This is a genomic window from Mixta gaviniae, assembly GCF_002953195.1.
GTDB classification, from domain to species: Bacteria; Pseudomonadota; Gammaproteobacteria; order Enterobacterales; family Enterobacteriaceae; genus Mixta; species Mixta gaviniae.
Genome location: NZ_CP026377.1, coordinates 3,268,818 through 3,291,434, shown reverse-complemented (window position 1 = coordinate 3,291,434; position 22,617 = coordinate 3,268,818). Strand labels below are relative to the sequence as shown.

Below are 22,617 nucleotides of genomic sequence, written 5' to 3'. Positions count from 1 at the left end.
CCTGGTACGAAGAAAGCACTGGTATAACGTAAAAGCCTGCCACAATAAAGCGAAACGACAGCTTAATACGGCGATAATCTCTGTAAGGATTCAGTAAAACCTGCTGCGTAACTTCCCGCTTAAGGTCAAAATAGCGCCAGCCCCTGTGAGAGTAGAGACATGAAGATTCTGTTAGTTGACGATGACCTTGAGCTGGGCACCATGCTCAGCGAATATTTGATTGGCGAAGGCTTTGACGCCTCGCTGGTGCTGACCGGCCAGGCGGGCATCGACGGCGCGCTCTCCGGCGCCTTTCAGGCGGTGATCCTTGATATTATGCTGCCCGATATGAGCGGGACGGACGTGCTGCGTCAGGTGCGGCAAAGCAGCCGCATTCCGATCATTATGCTGACAGCGAAAGGGGATAATATCGATCGGGTGATCGGCCTTGAGATGGGCGCTGACGATTACGTGCCGAAGCCGTGCTATCCGCGCGAGCTGGTGGCGCGGCTGCGCGCGGTGCTGCGCCGCTTCGACGAGCAGCCGGCGCCGCAGGAGAAAAAAGAGGTGGTGCGCTGGCGCGATCTGACGTTGAACCCGGCGACGCGCATCAGCGAATGGAAAGCGAAGCCGTTCGATCTCACCGCCTCGGAGTTCAATCTGCTCGACCTGCTGCTGCGGTCGCCTGACCGCGTGGTCACCAAGGATGAGCTGTCGGAAAAGGGGCTGGGGCGTCCGCGCGAGGCCTACGATCGCAGCGTTGACGTGCATATCAGTAATATCCGCCAGAAGCTTGCCGGGCTGGCCGGGGACGCGATTAATATCGAAACCGTGCGCAGCATTGGCTATCGCATTCGATGAAAAGCCGTTTTCGCGGGCGTCTGTTCTGGAAAATCTTGTTTGGCTTCTGGCTGGTGTTCTTCATCATCAGCCAGCTGCTGTGGCTGGGCTTTACCCTGTATGGCAAGCATCGTGAGCCGCCGGAATATATCGCCACGCGCCGCATCGTCAACCTGCAGATGGCCTCCGCCGTCTCGGTGCTGCAGCACGGCGGCCTGCCGGCGCTGGACAATATGATGTCAGACTGGTCGCCCGGCGATCGCCGCTTCTTCTCGGTGACGCCGATGGCTGCTCCGCCGCAGGAGGTGCCGCGTCAGCGGTTGTCAGCCGCGCCGCAGGGCCGCGGCTATCCCGACCAGGTAGTAGAGTGGGTGACCGGCGCCGATGGCCTGCAGTATCAGTTGCGCTACGATGTGAAAGGGCTGCGCGAAGACAGCGCGATGGGCGGCCCGCCGCGCAAAATTCTTAATATCCCTGAGCCGATTTTCTGGTTCGCCGGCCTGGCGGGCCTGCTGTTCAGCGCGCTTTTAGCGTGGAACCTGACGCGGCCGATGCGCCAGCTCCGGCTGGGATTCGCGCGCGTATCGAACGGCGATCTCTCCGTGCGGCTTTGGCCGCAGATGCGCCGTCGCCACGATGAGCTTTCTGTGGTGGCACGCGATTTCGATGCGATGGTCGAGCGGCTGGCGGTGCTGGTAAAGGCACGCGAAGAGTTGTTACACGACATCTCCCATGAGCTGCGTTCGCCGCTGGCGCGCCTGCAGCTGGCGACCGGCCTGGCGCGCCAGACGCCGGCATCGGTTAACGCCTCGCTCGATCGCATTGATGAAGAGGCGCGGCGGCTGGATAAGATGATCGGCGAGCTGCTGACGCTGTCGCGCGCGGAAAATGAAAAGATGCCCGACGAGCAATATTTTGATCTCTGCGGGCTGCTGGAGACGGTAGTGAATGACGCGCGCTACGAGGCGCAGCTACCGGGCGTGACGATTACCCTGCAGGTAGAGCAGGGGGCGGACTATACGGTAAAGGGCAACGCCGAACTGGTGCGGCGCGCAGTAGAGAATGTAGTGCGCAACGCGCTGCGCTATTCGCTGCAGGGGCAGACGGTCAATATTACCCTGCGGCCAGATAACGGCTGGCTTTCCGTCCGCGTCAGCGATAGCGGGCCGGGCGTTGACGCCGACAAGCTTTCCAGCATTTTCGATCCTTTTGTGCGTGTCAATTCGCCGCTGCAGGGTAAAGGCTACGGGCTGGGGCTATCGATTGTGCGTAAGGTGGTGCTGGCGCATCACGGCGAAGTGCAGGCGGCTAACGGGCGCAACGGTGGGCTGGAGATGACGATACGCCTGCCGCACTGGCAGGGATAGCCACTACTGGCGGCATCATGGCCGTGATGAGCGCATTGCCCGGGCTCACTCAACGGCAGCCGAATGGCCCTGCAGGACGCGGTGGATGACCCGCTCTCCGGCACGCTGGCAGACACAGCAACCGCAGGCAAAAAAAAACGGCGCCGTCGGCGCCGTTTTGTTCATCTTGCTTACTTATTTTTTGATGCGGATAACCGGCGTTTCGCCAACGGTTACCTGACCGGTGAGCTTGGTCAGCTCTTTGATCTCATCCATATTGGAGATAACCACCGGAGTCAGCGTCGATTTGGCTTTCTCTTCCAGCAGCGGCAGATCAAACTCGATGACCACGTCGCCTTTCTTCACTTTTTGGCCTTCTTCGGCGATGCGTTTAAAGCCTTCGCCTTTCAGCTCTACGGTATCGATACCGAAGTGAACGAACAGCTCAATGCCGCTATCAGATTCGATAGAGAATGCATGGTTGGTTTCGAAGATTTTGCCGATGGTGCCGTCAACCGGTGCAACCATTTTGTTGCCGGCCGGTTTGATAGCGATGCCATCACCAACAATTTTCTCCGCAAATACAACGTCTGGCACGTCTTCGATGTTTACGATCTCACCAGACAGCGGGGCGACGATCTCGATGGTGCCAGATGCGCTTTCTGTTTTATCGCCAAAAAGTTTGGAAAAAAAACCCATGATCTTCTCCTAAGCAGTAATGTTGGGCCAGCGTATCGCGGAATCAGCAGAGTGTTTTTTCTTTAATGAACTTGTTGACCAGATTCATCAACTCTTCCGCGGTCGGTTGAGCCAGAGCCTGCTCTGCTAATGCCTTCGCATCTTCGAAGTTCGTGTTGCGAATGATCTTCTTGATGCGCGGGATAGAAATGGCACTCATGCTGAATTCATCCAGCCCCATTCCCAATAACAGTAGTGTAGCACGTTCATCACCAGCCAGCTCACCACACATGCCGGTCCACTTGCCTTCGGCGTGAGAAGCGTCGATAACCTGCTTGATCAGACCGAGAACCGACGGCGTCATTGGGTTATAAAGGTGGGAAATCAGCTCGTTACCACGATCTACCGCCAGAGTATACTGCGTCAGGTCGTTTGTCCCAATACTAAAGAAGTCGACTTCTTTCGCCAGGTGGCGCGCGATAACCGCTGAAGCCGGCGTTTCCACCATAATGCCCACTTCGATCGACTCGTCGAAGGCTTTGCCTTCTTCACGCAGCTGGGCTTTCAGCATTTCCAGCTCCGCTTTCAGGAAGCGTACTTCCTCAACAGAGATAATCATCGGGAACATAATGCGCAACTTACCGAACGCGGAGGCGCGCAGGATAGCGCGCAGCTGCGCATGCAGGATCTCTTTGCGATCCATGGCGATGCGGATGGCGCGCCAGCCGAGGAACGGGTTCTCTTCTTTCGGCAGGTTCATGTACGGCAGGTCTTTATCGCCACCGATATCCATGGTGCGGACGATCACTGCCTGTGAGCCCATCGCTTCCGCGACCGCTTTGTAAGCCTGGAACTGCTCTTCTTCGGTCGGCAGCGCATCGCGATCCATAAACAGGAATTCGGTGCGGTAGAGGCCGACGCATTCGGCGCCGTTGCGCTCGGCACCCGGGATGTCGCGCACGGTGCCGATGTTGGCGCCTACTTCAACCTGATGACCGTCCAGCGTGATCGCCGGCAGATCTTTCAGCTTGGCGAGTTCGTTTTTCTCGCTCAGGTATTGATGCTGTACCGCTTTCAGCTCTTCGATGACTTCAGCAGTCGGGTTAACGTAGACCTTGTTGTTAACGCCATCCAGAATCACATAATCATCGTTCTTAACGCGACTGGTGACGTCACCGGTGCCGACAATAGCTGGCAGCTCAAGCGAACGCGCCATAATGGAGGTATGCGAAGTGCGACCGCCCAGGTCGGTGATAAAGCCCAGCACTTTTTTCAGGTTCAGCTGCGCGGTTTCAGACGGCGTCAGATCTTTCGCCACCAGCACCACTTCGTCTTTGATTGCGCTCAGATCGACGATATGCAGGCCGAGGATGTTCTGCAGCAGACGTTTGCCGATGTCACGCACGTCAGCGGCGCGCTCTTTCAGGTATTCGTCGTCCAGCTCTTCCAGGGCTTTCGCCTGGCCTTCGATCACGCTGTGGGTCGCCGCATCGGCGGAAGCCAGCTCGTCTTTGATCAGGCTGATGATCTCCTGCTCAAGCTCTTCGTCTTCCAGCAGCATGATGTGGCCTTCGAAGATCGCTTCTTTTTCTTCGCCGAAGGTTTCGCCCGCTTTGATTTTAATGGCTTCGAGCTGTTCGGCGGCTTTGCGACGGCCTTCGATAAAGCGCGCGACTTCCTGATCAACCTGATCGGCAGAAATTTTCTTCCGGTTGATAACGATTTCATCTTCCTTCAGCAAAAGTGCCTTGCCGAAAGCGATACCCGGTGATGCTAAAATTCCTGAAATCATAACCCTACCTTTTTATAACGATGCCTACCAGGCGGAACGAGGTGCCAGAATCCGGCGGAACCGTACTTTACGGATGCAACAACGCGGACATGATGTCCGCGATCAATATGTTTGCACTCAGTTGCCTGATGAAACGGTTTTTTCGGCGGCTGACGATTACTCGAGCTCAGCCATCAGTTTGACCAGATGCTCAACGGCCTGCTGCTCATCTTCGCCTTCAGCAGACAGTGTCACCACGGTGCCCTGAGTCAGACCCAGCGTCTGCAGTTTGAACAGGCTTTTCGCACTGGCAGATTTGCCATTGGAGGTCACGGTGATTTCAGAGGCAAAGGCTTTAGCTTCTTTTACAAACTGAGCAGCCGGACGAGTATGCAGGCCATTAGGTGCGGTGATGGTAACTTCTTGCTGGAACATTATGTTTCCCCAACTTAATTAGGTTTGGTGTTTTGTCTCTAAAGTCTAGCCTGGCGGTTAAACTTTAGCCTGTGAAGGTCGCGCTGGTTCGAGTACAGGACTCACCAAAAAATGCGCAATTAAGGTATGAGAGCTGACGGGGCAAAAAACGGCAAGTTTCGCTTCGCTGCTCTACTCCTCATTATGCCGCGTGTTGCGCGATTCCGCCAAATCAGTAAATCGATTCAGCTTGATCCAGTTCAAGCGGCGATTAATTTTGTGGTCCGAAATAATTGTCAGCTTAAATACCAGAGCTACCGGAGTGAATCAATGTTCGAGGTGGTAAAAGTTTGATGCGTGCCACAAAAAAGCACCCGGCAGGGTGCTTTTTTCACCAGCATTATCATCCTGGCACTACTATTGCAGCTCTTTTTCGGTAAACAGGTCGGCAAACAGGGCGGTGCTGAGGTAGCGTTCGCCGGAAGAGGGCAGGATAACCACGATATTTTTATTGGCGAAAGCGTCATCTTCCTGCAGCTTCAGCGCGGCCGCGACCGCTGCGCCGGAAGAGATACCGGCCAGAATGCCTTCTTCGTCCATCAGGCGGCGGGCGGTGGAGATCGCTTCTTCATTGGTGATGGCAACCACACGGTCCACCAGGCTCAGATCGAGGTTGCCGGGAATAAAGCCGGCACCGATGCCCTGAATCTTGTGCGGGCCGGGCTTCACTTCCTGGCCTGCCAGCGTCTGCGCGATCACCGGCGAATCGGTCGGCTCGACTGCCACGCTGATCAGATCTTTTTTACCCCTGGTGTTTTTAATGTAGCGCGTGACCCCGGTGAGGGTGCCGCCGGTGCCGACGCCGGAGATAAAGACATCCACCTCGCCGTCGGTATCTTCCCAAATTTCCGGGCCAGTGGTTTTTTCATGGATTTCCGGGTTGGCCGGGTTACTGAACTGCTGCAGCATCAGGAACTTATCCGGATTGCTGGCGACAATCTCTTCCGCTTTGCCGATGGCGCCTTTCATGCCTTTCGCGCCTTCGGTCAACACCAGGCTGGCGCCCAGCGCTTTTAACAGTTTGCGACGTTCGACGGACATGGTTTCAGGCATGGTCAGCGTCAGCTTGTAACCGCGCGCGGCAGCGACATAGGCCAGCGCGATGCCGGTGTTGCCGCTGGTCGGCTCTACCAGTTCGACACCCGGCTTCAAAATGCCGCGTTTTTCTGCGTCCCAAATCATATTGGCACCGATACGGCACTTGACGCTGAAGCTCGGGTTACGGGATTCCACCTTCGCCAGGATGCGTCCGTTGCCGATGCGGTTCAGACGAACCAGCGGCGTATGACCGATTGTCAGAGAATTGTCTTCGTAAATCTTGCTCATAGCCCGTCCTTAACTGTATGAATTTCAGGGAACCGTGAAAGCATACCTTTTCCAGTTTCGCAAGGAAGGAAGGAAATAGTATATGTATATGTTTAGCCGAAATAAGCCCTTTCCGAATGGCATAAGGCTGATGGCGCGGGCCGCCGCGCGGCTTTTAGCGCCGCGCGGCAGGCGTTAACGGCTTTTGCTCGTCGACGCCGCAGCGCGCAGGTTGTGCTGCCCCAGCTGGCCGCGATAGCGATCGACCCACATCGCAGTCGCACCGCAGACGGCGACCGGCATGATGGCCAGATTGAGCAGCGGGATCATGGTAAACAGGCTCACCAGCGCGCCGAACTGCATATTATCGGTTTTGTGACGCCGCAGCGCGCCGCGCATAGTCTGAAAGCTCACCTTGTGGTTGTCGAACGGGTAATCGCAATACTGAATTGAGAGCATCCAGGCGCTAAACAGGAACCACAGCACCGGCGCCACCGTCTGGCCGAAGCCAGGAATAAAGTAGAGCAGCAGCAGGCCCGCTGCGCGCGGCAGATACCAGGCCAGCTTTTGCCATTCGCGCTTCATAATACGTGGAAAATCTTTCGCCACCGCCAGCCAGCCGCTGTCAGGCAATGGCTGGCCGGTCAGCCTGCCTTCCAGCTGCTCCGCCAGCAGGCCGCAAAAAGGCGCGGCGATCCAGTTAGCAATAGTCGAGAAGAAGTAGCTGAACACCAGCACGATAGAGATCACCGTCAGCGGCCAGAGCAGGTAGCTGAGCCACTGAAGCCAGTCCGGCACATGGGACATCAACTGCGGGATCCACTGGTTCAGGCGGCGAAAAAGCCAGATAAACGCGCCGCCGAGCAGCACAATATTCACCAGCAGCGGGATCACCACGAAGCGACGTATGCCTGGCAGACGGACCAATTTCCAGCCTTGCGCAAAGTAATGAATGCCGTTGTAAGAAGCGGGGGAAGGCGTAGACATCGACAGTTTTTCTCCTCTGTTGGTCAGGCCAGGCTATCATAACCTGAGTTTTTGCGCTTACCAGTTGTCTTTTGGCTGAAAAAACAGCAAAAAAGCGGGATGGCTCTATCTTATTTGTCAGAAAAGACGGCGCAGACTTGCACTTGTTTAGCGGGACAAATACAGTTAGAGGATAAAGTTTGCCGTGGTGGCAAGGTATTGGAACAACAGAGAATACAATGATGCAGGATTTGCGTCTGATATTAATCGTTGTTGGCGCGATCGCCATAATAGCGCTGCTGCTTCACGGTCTGTGGACCAGCCGTAAAGAGCGCTCATCTGTGTTTCGCGATCGCCCGCACAAGCGTTTAAAGCAGGATGATGAAGAGAGCCTGACCGGGGATGACGCCAGCGGGGCAGGCGAGGCGCGCGCGCGTCGCACCGCCGCCAAACCTTCACACAATGAACCCTCTTTTGATGGCTTTGCTGCAGATGACGAAGAGCCTGCACCACGTCCTGCGCCGCGTAAGCCGCAACCTCAGCCCGTACGTCATTCCGTTCCTGTCGCGCCGCGGCCGGAACGCGATCCGCTGCTTGATGGCGACGCGCTCGCCGGGGTAGAGGATGAGGCGCAGCCGCAGATCGCGCGCCCTGCGCCGGTAGCGCAGCCGACGCGTCAGCCTGAAGCGCCGCGTCAGCCGCAGCCCGCCATGCCGGAGCCGGATGATGAGCCACAGTGGCTCGACGAAGATGAAGATGACGACGCGCCGTTAGTTCCTGCCGAGGCAGAGGCCCCGGTTGCGCCGGCCGAGCCGGAGCAGCCGCGTGAAGTCGCGCGCCGCAAAGAGACCGTGCTGGTGCTGCACGTCGCCGCACACGCCGGCGGCGAGCTGAACGGCGAAAGCCTGCTGCAGGGCGTCCTGCAGGCGGGCTTCCAGTTCGGCGAAATGAACATTTTCCATCGCCATTTAAGCCCGGCAGGTAGCGGCCCGGTACTGTTCAGCCTGGCCAATATGGTGAAACCCGGCTCGTTCAATCCGGATGCGATGACCGATTTCACTACGCCTGGCGTCTCGATCTTTATGATGGTGCCGTCCTATGGCGATCCGAACCAAAACTTTAAGCTGATGCTGCAGTCCGCGCAGCGCATCGCCGACGATGTTGGCGGCGTGGTGCTGGACGATGAGCGTCGCATGATGACGCCGCAGAAACTGGAAACCTATAAGGCGCGTATCCGCGACGTTATCGACGCTAACGCCTGACGGTCCGGTTTATACCGCGTTTCCCCTAACCCCCGCTTGCCGGGGTTTTCTTTCTCTGATGGTGCGTTATGGAATCCGTACAAGACAAAATCACTGAGCTGCGAACCACGCTTCGTCATCATGAATATCTCTATCACGTGCTGGACGCACCGGACATTCCCGATGCGGAGTACGATCGCCTGATGCGCGAACTGCGCGCGCTGGAAGAACAGCATCCCGATCTGATCACGCCTGATTCGCCGACCCAACGCGTGGGCGCGGCGCCGCTGACCGCCTTTGAGCAGGTGCGTCATGAAGTGCCGATGCTATCGCTGGATAACGTTTTCGACGAGGCGGGCTATCTCGCTTTCAACAAGCGCGTGCAGGATCGCCTGAAAAGCAGCGATGAGATCACCTTCTGCTGCGAACTGAAGCTGGATGGCCTGGCCGTTAGCCTGCTCTATGAAGATGGCCTGCTGGTGCGCGCCGCCACGCGCGGTGATGGCACCACCGGCGAGAACATCACCGCTAACGTCCGCACCATTCGCGCCATTCCGCTGCGCCTGAAAGGCGACAACATTCCGGCGCGGCTGGAAGTGCGCGGCGAAGTGTTTATGAATCAGGCGGGCTTCGAAAAACTGAATGAAGAAGCGCGCCGTACCGGCGGCAAGGTTTTCGCTAACCCGCGCAACGCCGCCGCCGGCTCGCTGCGCCAGCTCGATCCGCGCATTACCGCCAGGCGTCCGCTGACCTTCTTCTGCTACGGCTTTGGGCTGGTCGAAGGCGGCGAATTGCCTCATACCCACTGGGAACGGCTGCAGCAGTTTAAGGCCTGGGGGATCCCGGTCAGCGATCGTATTCGTCTCAGCCACAGTGCGGAAGAGGTGCTGGCTTTTTATCATCAGGTGGAACGCGATCGACCGCAGCTCGGTTTTGATATCGACGGCGTGGTGATCAAGGTGGATTCACAGGAGCTGCAGGAGCGGCTGGGCTTTGTCGCCCGCGCTCCGCGCTGGGCCATCGCCTTTAAGTTTCCGGCGCAGGAGCAGCTGACGACAGTACGCGACGTCGAGTTCCAGGTTGGCCGTACCGGCGCCATTACGCCGGTGGCGCGGCTGGAGCCGGTGCAGGTCGCGGGCGTGATGGTCAGCAACGCCACGCTGCACAACGCCGATGAGATCGCGCGTCTTGGTTTGCGCATCGGCGATCGCGTGGTGATCCGCCGGGCGGGCGACGTTATTCCGCAGGTAGTCAACGTGGTGGAAACCGAACGCGGCGACGATACGCGGGAAGTGGTGTTCCCCGCGCACTGTCCGGTCTGTGGCTCGGACGTTGAACGCGTTGAGGGCGAGGCGGTCACCCGCTGTACCGGCGGTCTGATTTGCGGTGCCCAGCGCAAAGAAGCGTTAAAGCATTTCGTATCGCGCCGCGCGATGGATGTTGAAGGCATGGGCGATAAGATCATCGACCAGCTGGTGGAAAAAGAGTATGTCAAAACGCCGGCCGACCTGTTCCGCCTGAGCGCCGGGCTGTTGACCGGCCTGGATCGCATGGGGCCGAAATCGGCGCAGAACGTGGTGGACGCGCTGAACAAAGCGAAGGCGACCACGCTGCCGCGCTTCCTCTATGCGCTGGGCATCCGCGAAGTGGGCGAGGCGACCGCCGTAAACCTGGCGAACCATTTTGGTTCGCTGGAGAAGATTATGGATGCCGATCTGGAGGCGCTGATCGCCGTGCAGGATGTCGGCAAAGTGGTGGCGGCGCACGTGCGTAACTTTATGGAAGAAGAGAGCAACCGCGAAGTGATCCGTCAGCTGGTGGAGGATATCGGCATTCACTGGCCGGCGGTGACGGTAGTCAACGCCGAAGAGCTGGACAGCCCGTTCGCCGGCAAAACCGTGGTGCTGACCGGCTCGCTGAGCATCATGTCGCGCGATGACGCCAAAGAGCGGCTTGCGGCGCTGGGCGCGAAGGTCAGCGGCAGCGTATCGAAGAAAACCGATCTGGTGATCGCCGGCGAAGCGGCCGGCTCCAAGCTGGCGAAAGCGCAGGAGCTGGGCATTGAAGTGATCGATGAAGCGGAGATGATCCGCCTGCTGGATAATCCGCATGGATAAACAGCAGCTGGTTGAGATCGCCAATACCGTCATGCCTTTCGGCAAGTATCAGGGGCGGGTGCTGATCGATCTGCCCGAACCTTATCTGCTGTGGTTCGCCCGCAAGGGCGAATTCCCCGCCGGACATCTGGGCGAACTGATGCAGCTGACGCTGGCGATTAAAATCGAAGGGCTGGAAGGGCTGGTAAAGCCACTTAAACGTGACCTTTAACGGGCGCCGTCGCTGACGACGCCCGCCTGCTTATTTCTGTGATTCCACGATCGCTTTCCCCTGCGGCGCGCTCGCCTTCAGCGCCGCATCGTTCTTCTTCTTATAGCGCTGCGCGATAAACGAGCAGACCATCAGCTGCACCTGATGAAATATCATCAGCGGCAGCACGATAATCCCCACTGAAGCGGCAGGAAACAGGATGTTGGCCATCGGCACGCCGTTCGCCAGGCTTTTCTTCGAGCCGCAGAACAGAATGGTGATCTCATCGGCGCGGTTAAAGCCGAACAGGCGCGCCGCCAGCAGATTAACCAGCAGCACGATAAACAGCAGCAGCAGGCTGCCTGCCAGGATCCAGACCAGCGTCATTACGCCAACCCGATGCCAGATACCGTTCACCACCGCTTCGCTAAAGGCGGAATAGACCACCAGCAAAATAGAGGTTTGATCGGTTTTGCCGATCAGGCTGCGGTGGCGTTCCACCCAGCCGCCGATCCAGCGGCGCGACAGATGCCCCAGCACAAACGGCACCAGCAGCTGCAGCATAATACGGCCAATCTGCTCCAGCCCGTTGCCCGGCATGTCACTGTGAATGTTCATCACCAGATTGACCAGCAGCGGCGAAATAAAGACGCCGAGCAGGCTGGAAGCGGAAGCGCTGCAGACCGCCGCCGCCACGTTGCCGCCCGCCATCGAAGTAAAGGCGATGGCGGACTGAACTGTGGCCGGCAAAATGCAGAGGTAAACGAAGCCGGTATAGATCTCTGCGCTGAGATTAACCGGATGCCACCACGCCAGCAGCAGGCCCAGGATCGGGAACAGTACAAAGGTGCTGAACATAATCCACAGATGCAGCCGCCAGTGGCTGCTGCCAGCGATGATCTTTTCGCGCGACAGTTTGGCGCCGTGCATAAAGAACAGCAGGGCGATAGCGGCGGTAGTCAGCCAGTCGAAAAAGGGGACAAAGCCGCCTTTCGCCGGTAAGAAGGTGGCCAGCAGCAGCACAATCAGCAGCTTAACCATCATTGGATCGAGCCGAAAAATTCCCATTGTTAAAACCTGGTTAAATATCGATGGGCGTATTGTGCGTCAGCGGTGTTTAGAAATAAAATTGATTTATTGCATCCATTAATGAATGAAATAGATGAATTACACTTTACGACAGCTGCGGGTGTTTGTCGCCGTCGCCCAGCAGGGTAGCTTCAGTCAGGCGGGGCAGGCGATTGGCCTGAGTCAGTCGGCGGTAAGCCACAGCATTAAAGAGCTGGAAACGGAGATGGGTATCCGCCTGCTGGATCGCACCACGCGCGAAGTGTTGCTGACCGACGCCGGGCAGCAGCTGGCGACGCGTCTGGAGCGCCTGCTGGAAGAGCTGAACACCACGCTGCTTGACGCGCGCAGTTTCGGCCAGCAGCGCAGCGGGACAGTCAGGGTGGCCGCCAGCCAGACCATCTCTGCGCATCTGATGCCGCAGTGTCTGGCCGCCAGCCAGCTTAACTACCCGGAAATCAAAGTGATGCTACGCGATCGGCCGCAGCAGTGGGTGGTGCAGAGCGTGCGCAACGCCGAGGTGGATTTCGGCATCGTCGTTGGGCCGCTGGCCGCCGATGAGTTTGAATCGCAGCCGATACTGGATGAGCCTTTTCTGCTGCTGTGTCGTCAGGACGATGACCTGGCGCAGGCCGAGGCGATCCGCTGGCAGATGCTGAATGGCCGTACGCTGGTATTGCAGGATTACGCCTCCGGCAGCCGCGTGTTGATTGACGAGGCGCTTCGACAGCAGCGCGTCAGTGCGGAAATTGTGCAGGAGATTGGCCATCCCACTACGCTCTACCCCATGGTTGAGGCGGGCATCGGTATCAGCATTCTGCCGGCGCTGGCGCTGCCGCTGCCGGCAGGACGCCCGCTGACGGTGCGCCGGCTGCTGCCGGAGATTAACCGTACGCTGATGCTGATCCGACGTAAGAACCGTTCGCTGACGCCGGCGGCGGAGGCGATTTGGCAAGAGGTGCGTCAGCAGGCAATGCTGCTGACGCAGCAGCGGCAACGGATGCCCGCCTTTTAGATGTAGGCGTTAAGCTGGTTTTCGGTGGTCGGACGGTTAACGCCGTCGGCGATTTTCACGCCGCCACCGTTTTGCGCCTGCTGTTTCTTGCTCGCTTCTTCCGCCTGTTGACGTTGCAGCTGCGCCAGCTGCGCCTGCAGCAGTTTGATCTGATTTTGCAGCTGTTCCTGCTGCTTCTGCTTCTCTTCGGTCGTCCCTTCGGAGCTGCTTACATCCTTCAGCTTCTGCTGCAGTTTGGTGATTTGGCTGGTGAGGCTGGCGATTTGCGCCGATACGTCACTGCTGCTGCTGTTGCCGGAACTGGCAGAGCTGCTGCTCTGACCGACGCTGGGGGTTGAAGTGTTAATGGTCGTCATGATTTCCTCCTTTATAACAAACCAATAGCGTTATCGGTTGGACGGAGACCATTCTTGAGGGCGCGAAGCGTAAAAGAAGTGCTAAGAAAGTGAAAGGAAACAAAGAGAAGGGGAAGATCAGGTTCTCATCCTGCCGATTTTGCATAGCAAAAAGGCGCCTTTAGGGCGCCTTTCTACACTGGTGGGTCGTGCAGGATGACTCGGCTTCGCCTCGCCCTTCGGGCCGTTGCCTGTGGCAACGTTGTCTCGCACAGTTCGACCCGAACCTGCTGCAGGTTCTCATCCTGCCGATTTTGCATAGCAAAAAGGCGCCTTTAGGGCGCCTTTCTACACTGGTGGGTCGTGCAGGATTCGAACCTGCGACCAATTGATTAAAAGTCAACTGCTCTACCAACTGAGCTAACGACCCGATGGTGGGTGATGACGGGCTCGAACCGCCGACCCCCTCCTTGTAAGGGAGGTGCTCTACCAACTGAGCTAATCACCCATTTCGGTGCAACAGATTTCAAAGATGGTGGGTGATGACGGGCTCGAACCGCCGACCCCCTCCTTGTAAGGGAGATGCTCTACCAACTGAGCTAATCACCCATCTTTGAAGACTGTCTCACTGCGGGCATCCGAAGATGGTGGGTGATGACGGGCTCGAACCGCCGACCCCCTCCTTGTAAGGGAGATGCTCTACCAACTGAGCTAATCACCCCCGCTGTGTGGAGTCGCATTATAGGGAGAGTTGCAAATGAGTCAACGCTTTTTAAAACGAAAATGTTTGTTCGTCTTAAAATTAGGCAGCCTGTCGCGCTTTTCACCGAAACCCGGGCTAAGAGGCATGAAAATTCAGCAGCCTGGCGCATCAACGCCGGGTTTGCCGTTGAGGAATCAGGGGCAGGTGATAGAATATGCGCACTGGCACCATGCATGAAAATCATCTTTTCTGTCATTTCGCAGAAATCTGCGCACTAAGGCAAGCTCAATGAAAATCAAAACCCGTTTCGCGCCGAGTCCAACCGGTTACCTGCACGTCGGCGGCGCCCGCACCGCGCTCTATTCCTGGCTGTTCGCCCGCAATCACGGCGGCGAATTCGTGCTGCGTATTGAGGATACCGATCTGGAGCGTTCCACCCAGCAGGCTATCGACGCCATTATGGATGGCATGAACTGGCTGAATCTGGACTGGGATGAGGGCCCTTACTATCAGACCAAACGCTTCGATCGCTATAACGCGGTGATCGATGAGATGCTGGAAGCGGGAACAGCCTATAAATGCTACTGCTCGAAAGAACGCCTGGAGCAGCTGCGCGAAACGCAAATGGCGAACGGTGAAAAGCCGCGCTACGATGGTCGCTGCCGTGACAGCCATGCGCATCATGCCGACAACGAGCCGCACGTCGTGCGCTTCCGCAATCCGCAGGAAGGTTCGGTGGTGTTTGACGATCAGATCCGCGGTCCGATCGAATTCAGCAACCAGGAGCTGGACGATCTGATTATTCGCCGCACCGACGGTTCGCCGACCTATAACTTCTGCGTGGTGATCGACGACTGGGATATGGGCATCACCCATGTGATCCGCGGCGAAGATCATATTAACAACACACCGCGTCAGATTAACATTCTGCAGGCGATCGGCGCGCAGGTGCCGGTGTACGCGCATGTATCGATGATCCTCGGCGATGACGGTAAAAAGCTCTCGAAGCGTCACGGCGCGGTCGGTGTTATGCAATACCGCGATGACGGCTATCTTCCGGAAGCGCTGCTGAACTATCTGGTGCGTCTGGGCTGGTCCCACGGCGATCAGGAAATCTTCTCTATTGATGAGATGAAACAGCTTTTCTCGCTGGACGCGGTCAGCAAATCCGCCAGCGCCTTCAATACCGAGAAGCTGCAGTGGCTGAACCACCACTATATTAACGCGCTGCCGCCGGAATATGTGGCGACCCATCTGCAGTGGCATATCGAGCAGGCGCAGATCGACACCCGTACCGGGCCGGAGCTGGCTCAGCTGGTGAAACTGCTCGGCGAGCGCTGCAAAACGCTGAAAGAGATGGCCGCTTCCTGCCGCTACTTCTATGAAGAATTCGATGCCTTTGACGCCGACGCGGCGAAAAAGCATCTGCGCCCGGTGGCGCGTCAGCCGCTGGAACGGGTGCGTGACAAGCTGGCCGCCGTCAGCGACTGGACGGCGGAAAACGTGCATCACGCCATTCAGGCGACGGCGGATGAGCTGGAAGTCGGCATGGGCAAAGTCGGCATGCCGCTGCGCGTGGCGGTGACCGGCGCCGGTCAGTCGCCTGCGCTGGACGTGACCGTTCAGGCCATCGGCAAAGCGCGCGCCGTGGCGCGTATCGAAAAAGCGCTGGCTTTTATCAGCGAGCGTGAAGCGCAGGGTTAATTTTTCTGCGGCATAAAAAAACCGGAAGCCAGCTTCCGGTTTTTTTTTATTTGTCTTCTATATCCAGCCGCTGCAGCAATCCTTTCACGCCTTCGCGCAGCAGAAGATTTTGCAGCTTCTCCTGTTCAGGCGGCGTCATCTGCTGAGCGAAAGAGAGCAACAGTGCCGGCAGGGAATTGGGCTTCGCCAGATAGGTGGCTGCGGGTTCGGCGGCGTGACGCGCGGCGTTCAGGTAATGTGTTACCCGCTCATCGATTTTCACTATACGCGCTTTGCCGCCCTGTACGCCCGGTTTGGGCTGCGTAATCCAGCCTTCGCGCTTAATCCATTTATTGATTGTCTGGCGCGTGTAGCCTGTGCGCTGGGCAAGTTCATCCGGCGTTAACCATTCCTCTTTCACGTTTCAGTCCCTGTAAACTTAAGCAACAGGCGGACATATTACATGAAAACGTGACGTGATTAACTAACGCGGATCACTAACGGAAAAAGTGATCTCCTTCGCCGGCAGGCGAAGGAGAAGGGGAATCAACGCGGGGTGGTCGCCGCTTCCGCAGCAGGGCGGTAGGCGAGGAAATAAGCGAGGGCAACAAACACAGCACCGCCGACAGCGTTGCCGAGGAACACAGCGACAAAGTTCGGCAGGTAGTCCGCCCAGCTCAGCTGACCGGCGAAAATGGCCGCCGGGACGATAAACATATTCGCCACCACGTGCTGAAAGCCGATAGCGACAAACGCCATCACCGGGAACCAGGCACCGAAGATTTTACCCACCACATCTTTACTGGCGAACGCCAGCCAGACCGCCAGGCAAACCAGCCAGTTGCAGCCGATGCCGGAAATAAAGGCGTGCGTGAAGTCAGCGTTAACTTTCGCGCTGGCGATAGCCACGGTCTTATTCAGGTAATCCCCTTCGGTCATGCCCAGGATATGGCCAAAGAACCACGCCACGGCGATGCTGCCGATAAAGTTGGCGATGGTGATCCAGAACCAGTTACGTAGCAGACTGAAGCCGCTGATCTGGCGCGCGAACCAGGCGATAGGCATCGCCAGCATATTGCCGGTCAGCAGCTCGCCGCCGGCGAGAATGGTCAGGATCAGGCCCACCGGGAATACTGCAGCGCCCAGGAAGCCGCCGAAAGATCCCCAGTCGGCAGGCAGTTTGTTAATAACATGCAGATCGAGCAGGAAGCCGATGGCAATAAATGCGCCGGCCATAAAGCCGAGGATCAGCAGCGAGGAAACCGGAAGACGGCTTTTCGCCACGCCGGACTGAATAGCGATGGCGGCGATTTCTTTAGGTGAATGCAAGGACATAGTAGCTCTGGTGTTAGTCAGGAAGTCATGCTGGTTTTCACTTCTCAGGGCCGCAGAACGCAGCCGGGGCGGAAGCGATTAACCGTTCGATTAATTAGCGTGCGAAGTTTTGCATAGCGAATTAACAATAACAAGCGACTTTTTATAATGATATTAACGCCGAATTAACATTGATATTCCCCGTGCAACGACGGCCAGCGGGAAATCTTTCCACAACAGCAACTGGCCTCATTAAGCGGCTTTCCGGCGGACGATTAAGGCGGATTATGCCGGGCGCCGTGTTCTTCTGCTATGTAACGCCACGCCTTGATTGACGCCTTTTTCAGCGATCAAACACAGATTTTAAATTTGCCGTTGACACCCTGGGGGCGGTTTCATATCATGCGCTCCGTCAACACGACACGATTATCCGGTTTGGGGCTATAGCTCAGCTGGGAGAGCGCTTGCATGGCATGCAAGAGGTCAGCGGTTCGATCCCGCTTAGCTCCACCAAATCTTATCCCAAAAGATTTGGCAACGGTTAATCACTATCTCTGATGTGGGGGTATAGCTCAGCTGGGAGAGCGCTTGCATGGCATGCAAGAGGTCAGCGGTTCGATCCCGCTTATCTCCACCATACTTTCTGTTCCATTCTGTTGTTTACCTGCAAATTTTTATTCCCTTGCGCTTTACTGTGACCTGTCTGTTATCCGTGCTGTATGACACCTTTAGCGCTGCTTTGCCGCGTTGATAATGCGTCGTGCGCGGGGTTTATTTTGCGCAGGACAGCGAGTGCAGCGGTTGACCTTGATGAGGCCGACGGGTGTACTGCGGTGTTAGCTGGCTGAAGCCCTGCTGCGGGGCCGCCTTGTGCGCATCGGTTTTGCCTTCGGACAGCGCGCTGGCGCCGAATGTTGCGGGTGCCGGGTCTGTACGCCGCTATATGGCGGCCATAAAAAAAACCGGGCCTGGCCCGGTTTTTTTTCATTAGCGTAAGCGTTAGCCCAGCACCAGCCCGGCAATAGAGGCTGACAGCACGCTGACCAGCGTAGAGCCGTACAGCAGCTTCAGGCCAAAGCGCGACACCACGTTGCCCTGTTCCTCATGCAAACCTTTAATCGCGCCGGCAACAATGCCGATAGAAGAGAAGTTAGCAAAAGAGACCAGGAAGACAGAGAGGATGCCTTCGCCGCGCGGTGAGATCTGGCCGGCGATTTTCTGCAGATCCATCATCGCCACAAACTCGTTGGACACCAGCTTGGTTGCCATGATGCTGCCAACCTGCAGCGCTTCACTGGTCGGCACGCCCATCACCCAGGCGAATGGGAAGAAGACATAGCCGAGTACGCCCTGGAAGCTGATGCCGAAGATGGCGTCAAACAGCGCGTTAATGCCGGAGATCAGCGCGATAAAGCCAATCAGCATCGCCGCTACGATAATCGCCACGCGGAAACCGGCGAGGATATATTCGCCCAGCATCTCAAAGAAGCTCTGACCTTTATGCAGATCGTTCAGCTGCAGATCTTCTTCGCTGTCGACGCGGTACGGGTTGATCAGCGACAGCACGATAAAGGTACTGAACATATTCAACACCAGCGCCGCGACCACATATTTGGGCTGCAGCATGGTCATATAAGCGCCGACGATCGACATGGAAACGGTAGACATCGCGGTCGCGGCCATGGTGTACATCCGGCGCTGCGACATCTGACCAAGGATATCCTTATAGGCGATAAAGTTTTCTGACTGTCCCAGGATCAGCGAACTGACCGCGTTAAAGGATTCCAGCTTACCCATGCCGTTGATTTTCGACAGCACGGTGCCGATGGCGCGGATGACGATCGGCAGAATGCGGAAATGCTGCAGAATACCAATCAGGGCGGAGATAAAGACAATCGGGCAAAGCACGTTGAGGAAGAAGAACGCCAGACCTTTGTCATTCATCCCGCCGAATACGAAGTTGGTCCCTTCAGCCGCGTATTTCAACAGGTAATCAAACAGGCCGGCAAAGCCTTTTACGAATCCCAGGCCAGCTTCAGAGTTCAGGAAGAACCACGCGAGCAGTACCTCAATCACTAACAGCTGTATGATAAAACGGACGCGAATGTTTTTACGATCGCGACTGACCAGCAAGGCCAGCAAGGCAACCACAGCCAGCGCCAGAATAAAATGCAAAATGCGGGACATGTATGCTCCAATTTTGAGGCAGATTATATTTCGCTGCGTATTCTATGTAACACCGGGCGTAAAAACGAGATCAACTCCACAATATAACAATTGCCTATCGCCGCTTGCGTCAGAAAAGGCTAGCGGATCACAACTGTAACACTGATTAAAAAACCCACATATTCATTGTTAACATTCTGACCATGGCATACAGTTAATGCGTTGCTGAAATTTTAACAGTCGGCTATTCTGGAATTAAGTATAGCCATTGCTATACTTTATAGCGCGAGCTATCACAGCGATAACGACAATCATATTTTACCTTGGTTAATGTCCCTTTACGCTGTAGGGGTGACACAACGTTCAGACAGGATAACGACTATGTTAGAAAGCCGCACCGCGGAACGAGCAGCACGCGGAGCCCGTAAGGTTAAGCTGGCTCTGTTGGGACCGGCTTTCATTGCGGCGATTGGCTATATCGATCCGGGCAACTTCGCCACCAATATTCAGGCCGGCGCCTCCTATGGCTATAAGCTGCTGTGGGTGGTGGTATGGGCCAACGTGATGGCGATGGTGATCCAGCTGATGTCCGCCAAACTTGGCATCGCGACCGGGAAAAACCTCGCCGAACATATTCGCGATCGTTTTCCGCGTCCGGCAGTCTGGTTCTACTGGGTTCAGGCGGAAATTATCGCTATGGCCACCGATCTGGCGGAATTTATCGGCGCCGCGCTCGGCTTTAAGATGCTGTTCGGCATCTCGCTGCTGCAGGGCGCCGTGCTGACCGGCGTCGCCACCTTTTTAATTCTGATGCTGCAAAATCGTGGGCAGAAGCCGCTTGAGCTGGTGATTGGCGGGCTGCTGCTGTTTGTCGCCGCCGCCTATATTGTCGAGCTTTTCTTCTCGCAGCCGAAAATGACCGAGCTGGTACAGGGGATGGCGCTGCCTTCGCTGCCGACCGCCGATGCGGTGTTCCTCGCGGCGGGCGTGCTGGGTGCGACCATTATGCCGCACGTTATCTATCTGCATTCGTCGCTAACGCAAAACGGCGGACGCGGCAGCTCGCGCGGTGAACGCTACTCGTCGACCAAGCTCGACGTGGCGATCGCCATGACCATTGCCGGTTTTGTTAATCTGGCGATGATGGCGACGGCGGCGGCGGCTTTCCATTTTAATGGCCATTCCGGCGTGGCGGATCTCGACCAGGCCTACCTGACGCTGAAGCCGCTGTTAAGCGACGCCGCGGCATGGGTCTTCGGCCTGAGCCTGGTGGCGGCCGGCCTCTCCTCTACGGTAGTGGGCACGCTAGCGGGGCAGGTAGTGATGCAGGGCTTTATTCATTTTCATATCCCGCTCTGGCTACGCCGCGCGATCACCATGCTGCCTTCCTTTATTGTCATTCTGGCGGGCTGGGATCCGACGCGCATTTTGGTGATGAGCCAGGTGCTGCTGAGCTTCGGCATCGCGCTGGCGCTGGTTCCGCTGCTGGTGTTTACCGGCAAGCAGGAGCTGATGGGCGACATGACTAACTCGCGCATTATGCAAAGCATCGGCTGGGTTATCGTAGCGCTGGTGGTGACACTGAATATCTATCTGCTGATAGGTGAGGCGATGGGGCTGGGTTAAGGCGGAGCGCCGCTGGCGCTTTCGCGACGGTTCGCACACGTCGCGCCGGTTAGCGCCGCACAGCCAGAAGTAAAAAGGCCCGCGTTATGCGTAACGCGGGCCTTGCTTTATCCTGCCGCTACCCGTCGTGATGATGGCGGCGTTCCCACTGCTGGTGATGGCGTTCGCGGGCGCGCTCATGGTGCCGCCACTCCCGCTCGCGGCGTTTATCGCGCTCATGTTCGCGATGACGCCATTCCCGCTCCTGACGCCACTCCTGGCGCTGCCATTCCCGATTGCGCTGCCATTGCTCGCGACGCCACTGTTCATGACGCCACCAGCGGCCGCGCTGCCATTCATAGCGGTCGTTCCACCAGCGCCCGTCGCGCCAGCGGCCGCCATCCCAGTAGCGACCGTGCCGATCGCGGTCGCCCAGTTGCAGAGTGATGCCCGGCGCAAGCGTAATAGCGGCGCCGTCGGCATGTGCTGTGTGTATCGCGAAAGGTGACAAACTTGCCAGCAAAGCGGCAATAATAAGGGCGCGTTTCATATTTCTCCTTATCAGTGCGCAAACAGCAGCACTGTGGCGCCAGCATATAAATATTGCGCGCAAATAGCAGCAACGGCGTTCTGAAAAAGATCGGGTTAATCTGAATTGAGAATTTTCTGGCTGTGCGGACACAGCCAGAGGAGGGAGTTAACGCAGCAAGGCGTCAATTTCCTGCAGTTCGTCATCGCCAAGGCGGCTCTGCTGCAACATCTGCACCGCATCATCGATTTGGCTGGTTTTACTGGCGCCGATCAACACGCTGGTCATCGCCGGATGACGCAGCACCCAGGCCAGCGCCATCTGCGCCAGCTTCTGGCCGCGACGCTGAGCGATCGCATTCAGCTGCTGCACCTTCGCCATTTTCTCCTGCGTCAGCTGTTCGCTATTCAGGAAACGGCTACCGCTGGCGGCGCGCGAATCTTCCGGCACGCCGTGCAGGTAGCGGTCGGTCAACACGCCGCCGGCCAGCGGCGAAAAGGCGATGCAGCCGACGCCTTCACGCTGCAGCATATCCAGCAGGCCCGCTTCCGGCTGGCGCTCGAACAGCGAATATTTCGGCTGGTGGATCAGGCAGGGCGTGCCCAGCTGGCGCAGGATGGCGATCGCCTCGGCGGCGCGATCGGCGGGATAGTTGGAAATGGCGGCATACAGCGCTTTGCCCTGACGCACCACCTGATCCAGCGCCATCATCGTCTCTTCCAGCGGTGTTTCCGGATCGGGGCGGTGGTGATAGAAAATATCAACATACTCCAGGCCCATGCGCTTCAGGCTCTGATCGAGGCTTGCGATCAGGTACTTACGCGAACCCCAGTCGCCGTAAGGGCCGTCCCACATGGTGTAGCCCGCTTTGGTCGAGATAATCAGCTCATCGCGGTAGCGGTGAAAATCCTCGCGCAGAATGCGGCCGAAGTTCTCTTCCGCCGAGCCCGGCGGCGGACCGTAGTTATTGGCCAGATCGAAATGGGTAATGCCGCGATCAAAGGCGTGACGCAGCAGGGCGCGGCTGTTGTCGACGCGCGTGCTGTCGCCGAAGTTATGCCATAAGCCCAGCGAAACGGCGGGCAGCTTAAGGCCGCTGCGGCCAGAGCGACGGTACGCCATCTGCTGATAGCGGGCGGCATCAGGTTGATAATGCATAGCGATTCCCTGAGAAAGAGGATAAATGAACGAAAGCAGCTTAGCAGTGTATACGTTTACACAAGATGAAAAGCGCGCCACGGCTCGCAATTACAGAAAAATCTCCAGGCGTAACGCCCGGTTGCCAGCGGGCG

At 57.2% G+C, this 22,617-nt stretch carries 21 protein-coding genes, 6 tRNA genes and 1 other RNA gene; 11 read left to right on the top strand and 17 right to left on the bottom strand.

Annotated elements, in window-relative coordinates; genetic code table 11:
* Nucleotides 1-159: 159 nt before the first annotated feature.
* Nucleotides 160-840 carry a response regulator transcription factor gene (locus C2E15_RS15440; protein WP_104958149.1) on the top strand — a complete coding sequence of 227 codons (681 nt, stop codon included), beginning with the start codon at nucleotides 160-162 and terminating at the stop codon, nucleotides 838-840.
* Entirely contained in the window at nucleotides 837-2,186 is a 1,350-nt protein-coding gene (locus C2E15_RS15435) for an ATP-binding protein (RefSeq protein WP_104958148.1), read from the top strand. The genes C2E15_RS15440 and C2E15_RS15435 overlap by 4 nt, the downstream gene beginning before the upstream one ends.
* A 174-nt stretch (nucleotides 2,187-2,360) precedes the next feature.
* Here the strand turns inward: C2E15_RS15435 and crr are convergent, their stop codons facing one another.
* The 5 genes from crr to cysZ form a co-directional block, all read right to left on the bottom strand.
* Nucleotides 2,361-2,864, bottom strand: a complete 504-nt coding sequence (gene crr, locus C2E15_RS15430; protein ID WP_038624893.1) for a PTS glucose transporter subunit IIA — start codon at nucleotides 2,862-2,864, stop codon at nucleotides 2,361-2,363.
* 43 nt (nucleotides 2,865-2,907) lie between these two features.
* Nucleotides 2,908-4,635, bottom strand: a complete 1,728-nt coding sequence (ptsI, locus tag C2E15_RS15425; RefSeq protein ID WP_104958147.1) for a phosphoenolpyruvate-protein phosphotransferase PtsI — start codon at nucleotides 4,633-4,635, stop codon at nucleotides 2,908-2,910.
* Between the two features lie 156 nt (nucleotides 4,636-4,791).
* Nucleotides 4,792-5,049 (bottom strand): phosphocarrier protein Hpr, encoded by a 258-nt coding sequence (gene ptsH, locus C2E15_RS15420; protein WP_038624898.1) that lies wholly within the window; start codon nucleotides 5,047-5,049, stop codon nucleotides 4,792-4,794.
* Between the two features lie 396 nt (nucleotides 5,050-5,445).
* The gene (cysK, locus tag C2E15_RS15410; protein ID WP_104958146.1) at nucleotides 5,446-6,414 is read right to left on the bottom strand and encodes a cysteine synthase A; all 969 of its coding nucleotides are present in this window, start codon (nucleotides 6,412-6,414) and stop codon (nucleotides 5,446-5,448) included.
* Between the two features lie 174 nt (nucleotides 6,415-6,588).
* Complete coding sequence (gene cysZ / locus C2E15_RS15405; protein WP_104958145.1) at nucleotides 6,589-7,380, bottom strand: sulfate transporter CysZ; 792 nt, start codon at nucleotides 7,378-7,380, stop codon at nucleotides 6,589-6,591.
* A 218-nt stretch (nucleotides 7,381-7,598) separates the two neighbouring features.
* On the opposite strand from cysZ, the gene zipA reads away from it, so the two are divergent.
* The 3 genes from zipA to C2E15_RS15390 all read left to right on the top strand — a co-directional run bounded on the left by zipA (nucleotide 7,599) and on the right by C2E15_RS15390 (nucleotide 10,928).
* On the top strand, nucleotides 7,599-8,621 hold the full coding sequence (gene zipA, locus C2E15_RS15400; protein ID WP_104958144.1) for a cell division protein ZipA: 1,023 nt from the start codon (nucleotides 7,599-7,601) through the stop codon (nucleotides 8,619-8,621).
* Between the two features lie 68 nt (nucleotides 8,622-8,689).
* The gene (gene ligA, locus C2E15_RS15395) at nucleotides 8,690-10,717 is read left to right on the top strand and encodes an NAD-dependent DNA ligase LigA (RefSeq protein WP_104958143.1); all 2,028 of its coding nucleotides are present in this window, start codon (nucleotides 8,690-8,692) and stop codon (nucleotides 10,715-10,717) included.
* A complete protein-coding gene (locus C2E15_RS15390; protein ID WP_038624906.1) occupies nucleotides 10,710-10,928 on the top strand; it encodes a DUF3820 family protein in 219 nt (72 codons plus the stop codon). Before ligA ends, C2E15_RS15390 begins: the two co-directional genes overlap by 8 nt.
* A 30-nt stretch (nucleotides 10,929-10,958) precedes the next feature.
* Here C2E15_RS15390 and C2E15_RS15385 read toward each other — a convergent pair whose 3' ends face one another.
* A complete protein-coding gene (locus C2E15_RS15385) occupies nucleotides 10,959-11,975 on the bottom strand; it encodes a bile acid:sodium symporter family protein (protein WP_104958142.1) in 1,017 nt (338 codons plus the stop codon).
* A gap of 94 nt (nucleotides 11,976-12,069) precedes the next feature.
* On the opposite strand from C2E15_RS15385, the gene C2E15_RS15380 reads away from it, so the two are divergent.
* Nucleotides 12,070-12,990, top strand: coding sequence for a LysR family transcriptional regulator (locus tag C2E15_RS15380; protein ID WP_104958141.1), 921 nt, complete (start codon nucleotides 12,070-12,072; stop codon nucleotides 12,988-12,990).
* Here the strand turns inward: C2E15_RS15380 and C2E15_RS15375 are convergent.
* From C2E15_RS15375 to C2E15_RS15350, 6 genes are all read right to left on the bottom strand, one after another.
* Nucleotides 12,987-13,349: a FlxA-like family protein gene (locus C2E15_RS15375; protein WP_104958140.1), complete on the bottom strand. Its 363-nt coding sequence runs from the start codon at nucleotides 13,347-13,349 to the stop codon at nucleotides 12,987-12,989. The genes C2E15_RS15380 and C2E15_RS15375 overlap by 4 nt on opposite strands.
* Nucleotides 13,350-13,525: 176 nt before the next feature.
* Nucleotides 13,526-13,650: non-coding RNA, RtT sRNA (locus C2E15_RS15370), on the bottom strand.
* A gap of 29 nt (nucleotides 13,651-13,679) precedes the next feature.
* Nucleotides 13,680-13,755: transfer RNA gene (locus C2E15_RS15365), tRNA-Lys, on the bottom strand.
* Between the two features lie 2 nt (nucleotides 13,756-13,757).
* Nucleotides 13,758-13,833: transfer RNA gene (locus C2E15_RS15360), tRNA-Val, on the bottom strand.
* Nucleotides 13,834-13,858: 25 nt separating this feature from the next.
* Nucleotides 13,859-13,934: transfer RNA gene (locus tag C2E15_RS15355), tRNA-Val, on the bottom strand.
* Between the two features lie 36 nt (nucleotides 13,935-13,970).
* A tRNA-Val gene (locus C2E15_RS15350) sits at nucleotides 13,971-14,046 on the bottom strand.
* A gap of 36 nt (nucleotides 14,047-14,082) precedes the next feature.
* Here C2E15_RS15350 and C2E15_RS21515 point away from each other — a divergent pair.
* The gene (locus C2E15_RS21515; protein WP_146108559.1) at nucleotides 14,083-14,265 is read left to right on the top strand and encodes a hypothetical protein; all 183 of its coding nucleotides are present in this window, start codon (nucleotides 14,083-14,085) and stop codon (nucleotides 14,263-14,265) included.
* Nucleotides 14,266-14,316: 51 nt separating this feature from the next.
* Nucleotides 14,317-15,732: a glutamate--tRNA ligase gene (gltX, locus tag C2E15_RS15345; protein ID WP_104958139.1), complete on the top strand. Its 1,416-nt coding sequence runs from the start codon at nucleotides 14,317-14,319 to the stop codon at nucleotides 15,730-15,732.
* A gap of 46 nt (nucleotides 15,733-15,778) precedes the next feature.
* On the opposite strand, the gene C2E15_RS15340 is transcribed toward gltX, so the two are convergent.
* Together C2E15_RS15340 and C2E15_RS15335 are read right to left on the bottom strand one after the other, a co-directional pair.
* On the bottom strand, nucleotides 15,779-16,132 hold the full coding sequence (locus C2E15_RS15340) for a YfeC-like transcriptional regulator (RefSeq protein WP_104958138.1): 354 nt from the start codon (nucleotides 16,130-16,132) through the stop codon (nucleotides 15,779-15,781).
* A gap of 125 nt (nucleotides 16,133-16,257) precedes the next feature.
* The gene (locus C2E15_RS15335; protein ID WP_104958137.1) at nucleotides 16,258-17,046 is read right to left on the bottom strand and encodes a formate/nitrite transporter family protein; all 789 of its coding nucleotides are present in this window, start codon (nucleotides 17,044-17,046) and stop codon (nucleotides 16,258-16,260) included.
* A gap of 416 nt (nucleotides 17,047-17,462) precedes the next feature.
* Here C2E15_RS15335 and C2E15_RS15330 point away from each other — a divergent pair.
* Both C2E15_RS15330 and C2E15_RS15325 read left to right on the top strand, forming a co-directional pair.
* A tRNA-Ala gene (locus tag C2E15_RS15330) sits at nucleotides 17,463-17,538 on the top strand.
* Nucleotides 17,539-17,586: 48 nt separating this feature from the next.
* Nucleotides 17,587-17,662, top strand: a tRNA-Ala gene (locus tag C2E15_RS15325).
* Between the two features lie 362 nt (nucleotides 17,663-18,024).
* On the opposite strand, the gene C2E15_RS15320 is transcribed toward C2E15_RS15325, so the two are convergent.
* On the bottom strand, nucleotides 18,025-19,212 hold the full coding sequence (locus tag C2E15_RS15320; protein ID WP_104958136.1) for a NupC/NupG family nucleoside CNT transporter: 1,188 nt from the start codon (nucleotides 19,210-19,212) through the stop codon (nucleotides 18,025-18,027).
* A 309-nt stretch (nucleotides 19,213-19,521) separates the two neighbouring features.
* On the opposite strand from C2E15_RS15320, the gene C2E15_RS15315 reads away from it, so the two are divergent.
* Nucleotides 19,522-20,817, top strand: coding sequence for an Nramp family divalent metal transporter (locus tag C2E15_RS15315; RefSeq protein WP_104958135.1), 1,296 nt, complete (start codon nucleotides 19,522-19,524; stop codon nucleotides 20,815-20,817).
* A 118-nt stretch (nucleotides 20,818-20,935) separates the two neighbouring features.
* Here C2E15_RS15315 and C2E15_RS15310 read toward each other — a convergent pair whose 3' ends face one another.
* On the bottom strand, nucleotides 20,936-21,346 hold the full coding sequence (locus tag C2E15_RS15310; RefSeq protein WP_104958134.1) for a DUF2502 domain-containing protein: 411 nt from the start codon (nucleotides 21,344-21,346) through the stop codon (nucleotides 20,936-20,938).
* A gap of 147 nt (nucleotides 21,347-21,493) precedes the next feature.
* Complete coding sequence (gene mgrA / locus C2E15_RS15305; RefSeq protein WP_104958133.1) at nucleotides 21,494-22,483, bottom strand: L-glyceraldehyde 3-phosphate reductase; 990 nt, start codon at nucleotides 22,481-22,483, stop codon at nucleotides 21,494-21,496.
* Between the last annotated feature and the right edge of the window lie 134 nt (nucleotides 22,484-22,617).

What these genes read in the sequence shown, in the direction of transcription:
- C2E15_RS15440 (WP_104958149.1), top strand. Translation starts at nt 160, where the DNA reads ATGAAGATTCTGTTAGTTGACGATGACCTTGAGCTGGGCACCATGCTC.
- C2E15_RS15435 (WP_104958148.1), top strand. Translation starts at nt 837, where the DNA reads ATGAAAAGCCGTTTTCGCGGGCGTCTGTTCTGGAAAATCTTGTTTGGC.
- crr (WP_038624893.1), bottom strand. Translation starts at nt 2,864, where the DNA reads ATGGGTTTTTTTTCCAAACTTTTTGGCGATAAAACAGAAAGCGCATCT.
- ptsI (WP_104958147.1), bottom strand. Translation starts at nt 4,635, where the DNA reads ATGATTTCAGGAATTTTAGCATCACCGGGTATCGCTTTCGGCAAGGCA.
- ptsH (WP_038624898.1), bottom strand. Translation starts at nt 5,049, where the DNA reads ATGTTCCAGCAAGAAGTTACCATCACCGCACCTAATGGCCTGCATACT.
- cysK (WP_104958146.1), bottom strand. Translation starts at nt 6,414, where the DNA reads ATGAGCAAGATTTACGAAGACAATTCTCTGACAATCGGTCATACGCCG.
- cysZ (WP_104958145.1), bottom strand. Translation starts at nt 7,380, where the DNA reads ATGTCTACGCCTTCCCCCGCTTCTTACAACGGCATTCATTACTTTGCG.
- zipA (WP_104958144.1), top strand. Translation starts at nt 7,599, where the DNA reads ATGATGCAGGATTTGCGTCTGATATTAATCGTTGTTGGCGCGATCGCC.
- ligA (WP_104958143.1), top strand. Translation starts at nt 8,690, where the DNA reads ATGGAATCCGTACAAGACAAAATCACTGAGCTGCGAACCACGCTTCGT.
- C2E15_RS15390 (WP_038624906.1), top strand. Translation starts at nt 10,710, where the DNA reads ATGGATAAACAGCAGCTGGTTGAGATCGCCAATACCGTCATGCCTTTC.
- C2E15_RS15385 (WP_104958142.1), bottom strand. Translation starts at nt 11,975, where the DNA reads ATGGGAATTTTTCGGCTCGATCCAATGATGGTTAAGCTGCTGATTGTG.
- C2E15_RS15380 (WP_104958141.1), top strand. Translation starts at nt 12,070, where the DNA reads ATGAATTACACTTTACGACAGCTGCGGGTGTTTGTCGCCGTCGCCCAG.
- C2E15_RS21515 (WP_146108559.1), top strand. Translation starts at nt 14,083, where the DNA reads ATGAGTCAACGCTTTTTAAAACGAAAATGTTTGTTCGTCTTAAAATTA.
- gltX (WP_104958139.1), top strand. Translation starts at nt 14,317, where the DNA reads ATGAAAATCAAAACCCGTTTCGCGCCGAGTCCAACCGGTTACCTGCAC.
- C2E15_RS15335 (WP_104958137.1), bottom strand. Translation starts at nt 17,046, where the DNA reads ATGTCCTTGCATTCACCTAAAGAAATCGCCGCCATCGCTATTCAGTCC.
- C2E15_RS15320 (WP_104958136.1), bottom strand. Translation starts at nt 19,212, where the DNA reads ATGTCCCGCATTTTGCATTTTATTCTGGCGCTGGCTGTGGTTGCCTTG.
- C2E15_RS15315 (WP_104958135.1), top strand. Translation starts at nt 19,522, where the DNA reads ATGTCCCTTTACGCTGTAGGGGTGACACAACGTTCAGACAGGATAACG.
- C2E15_RS15310 (WP_104958134.1), bottom strand. Translation starts at nt 21,346, where the DNA reads ATGAAACGCGCCCTTATTATTGCCGCTTTGCTGGCAAGTTTGTCACCT.
- mgrA (WP_104958133.1), bottom strand. Translation starts at nt 22,483, where the DNA reads ATGCATTATCAACCTGATGCCGCCCGCTATCAGCAGATGGCGTACCGT.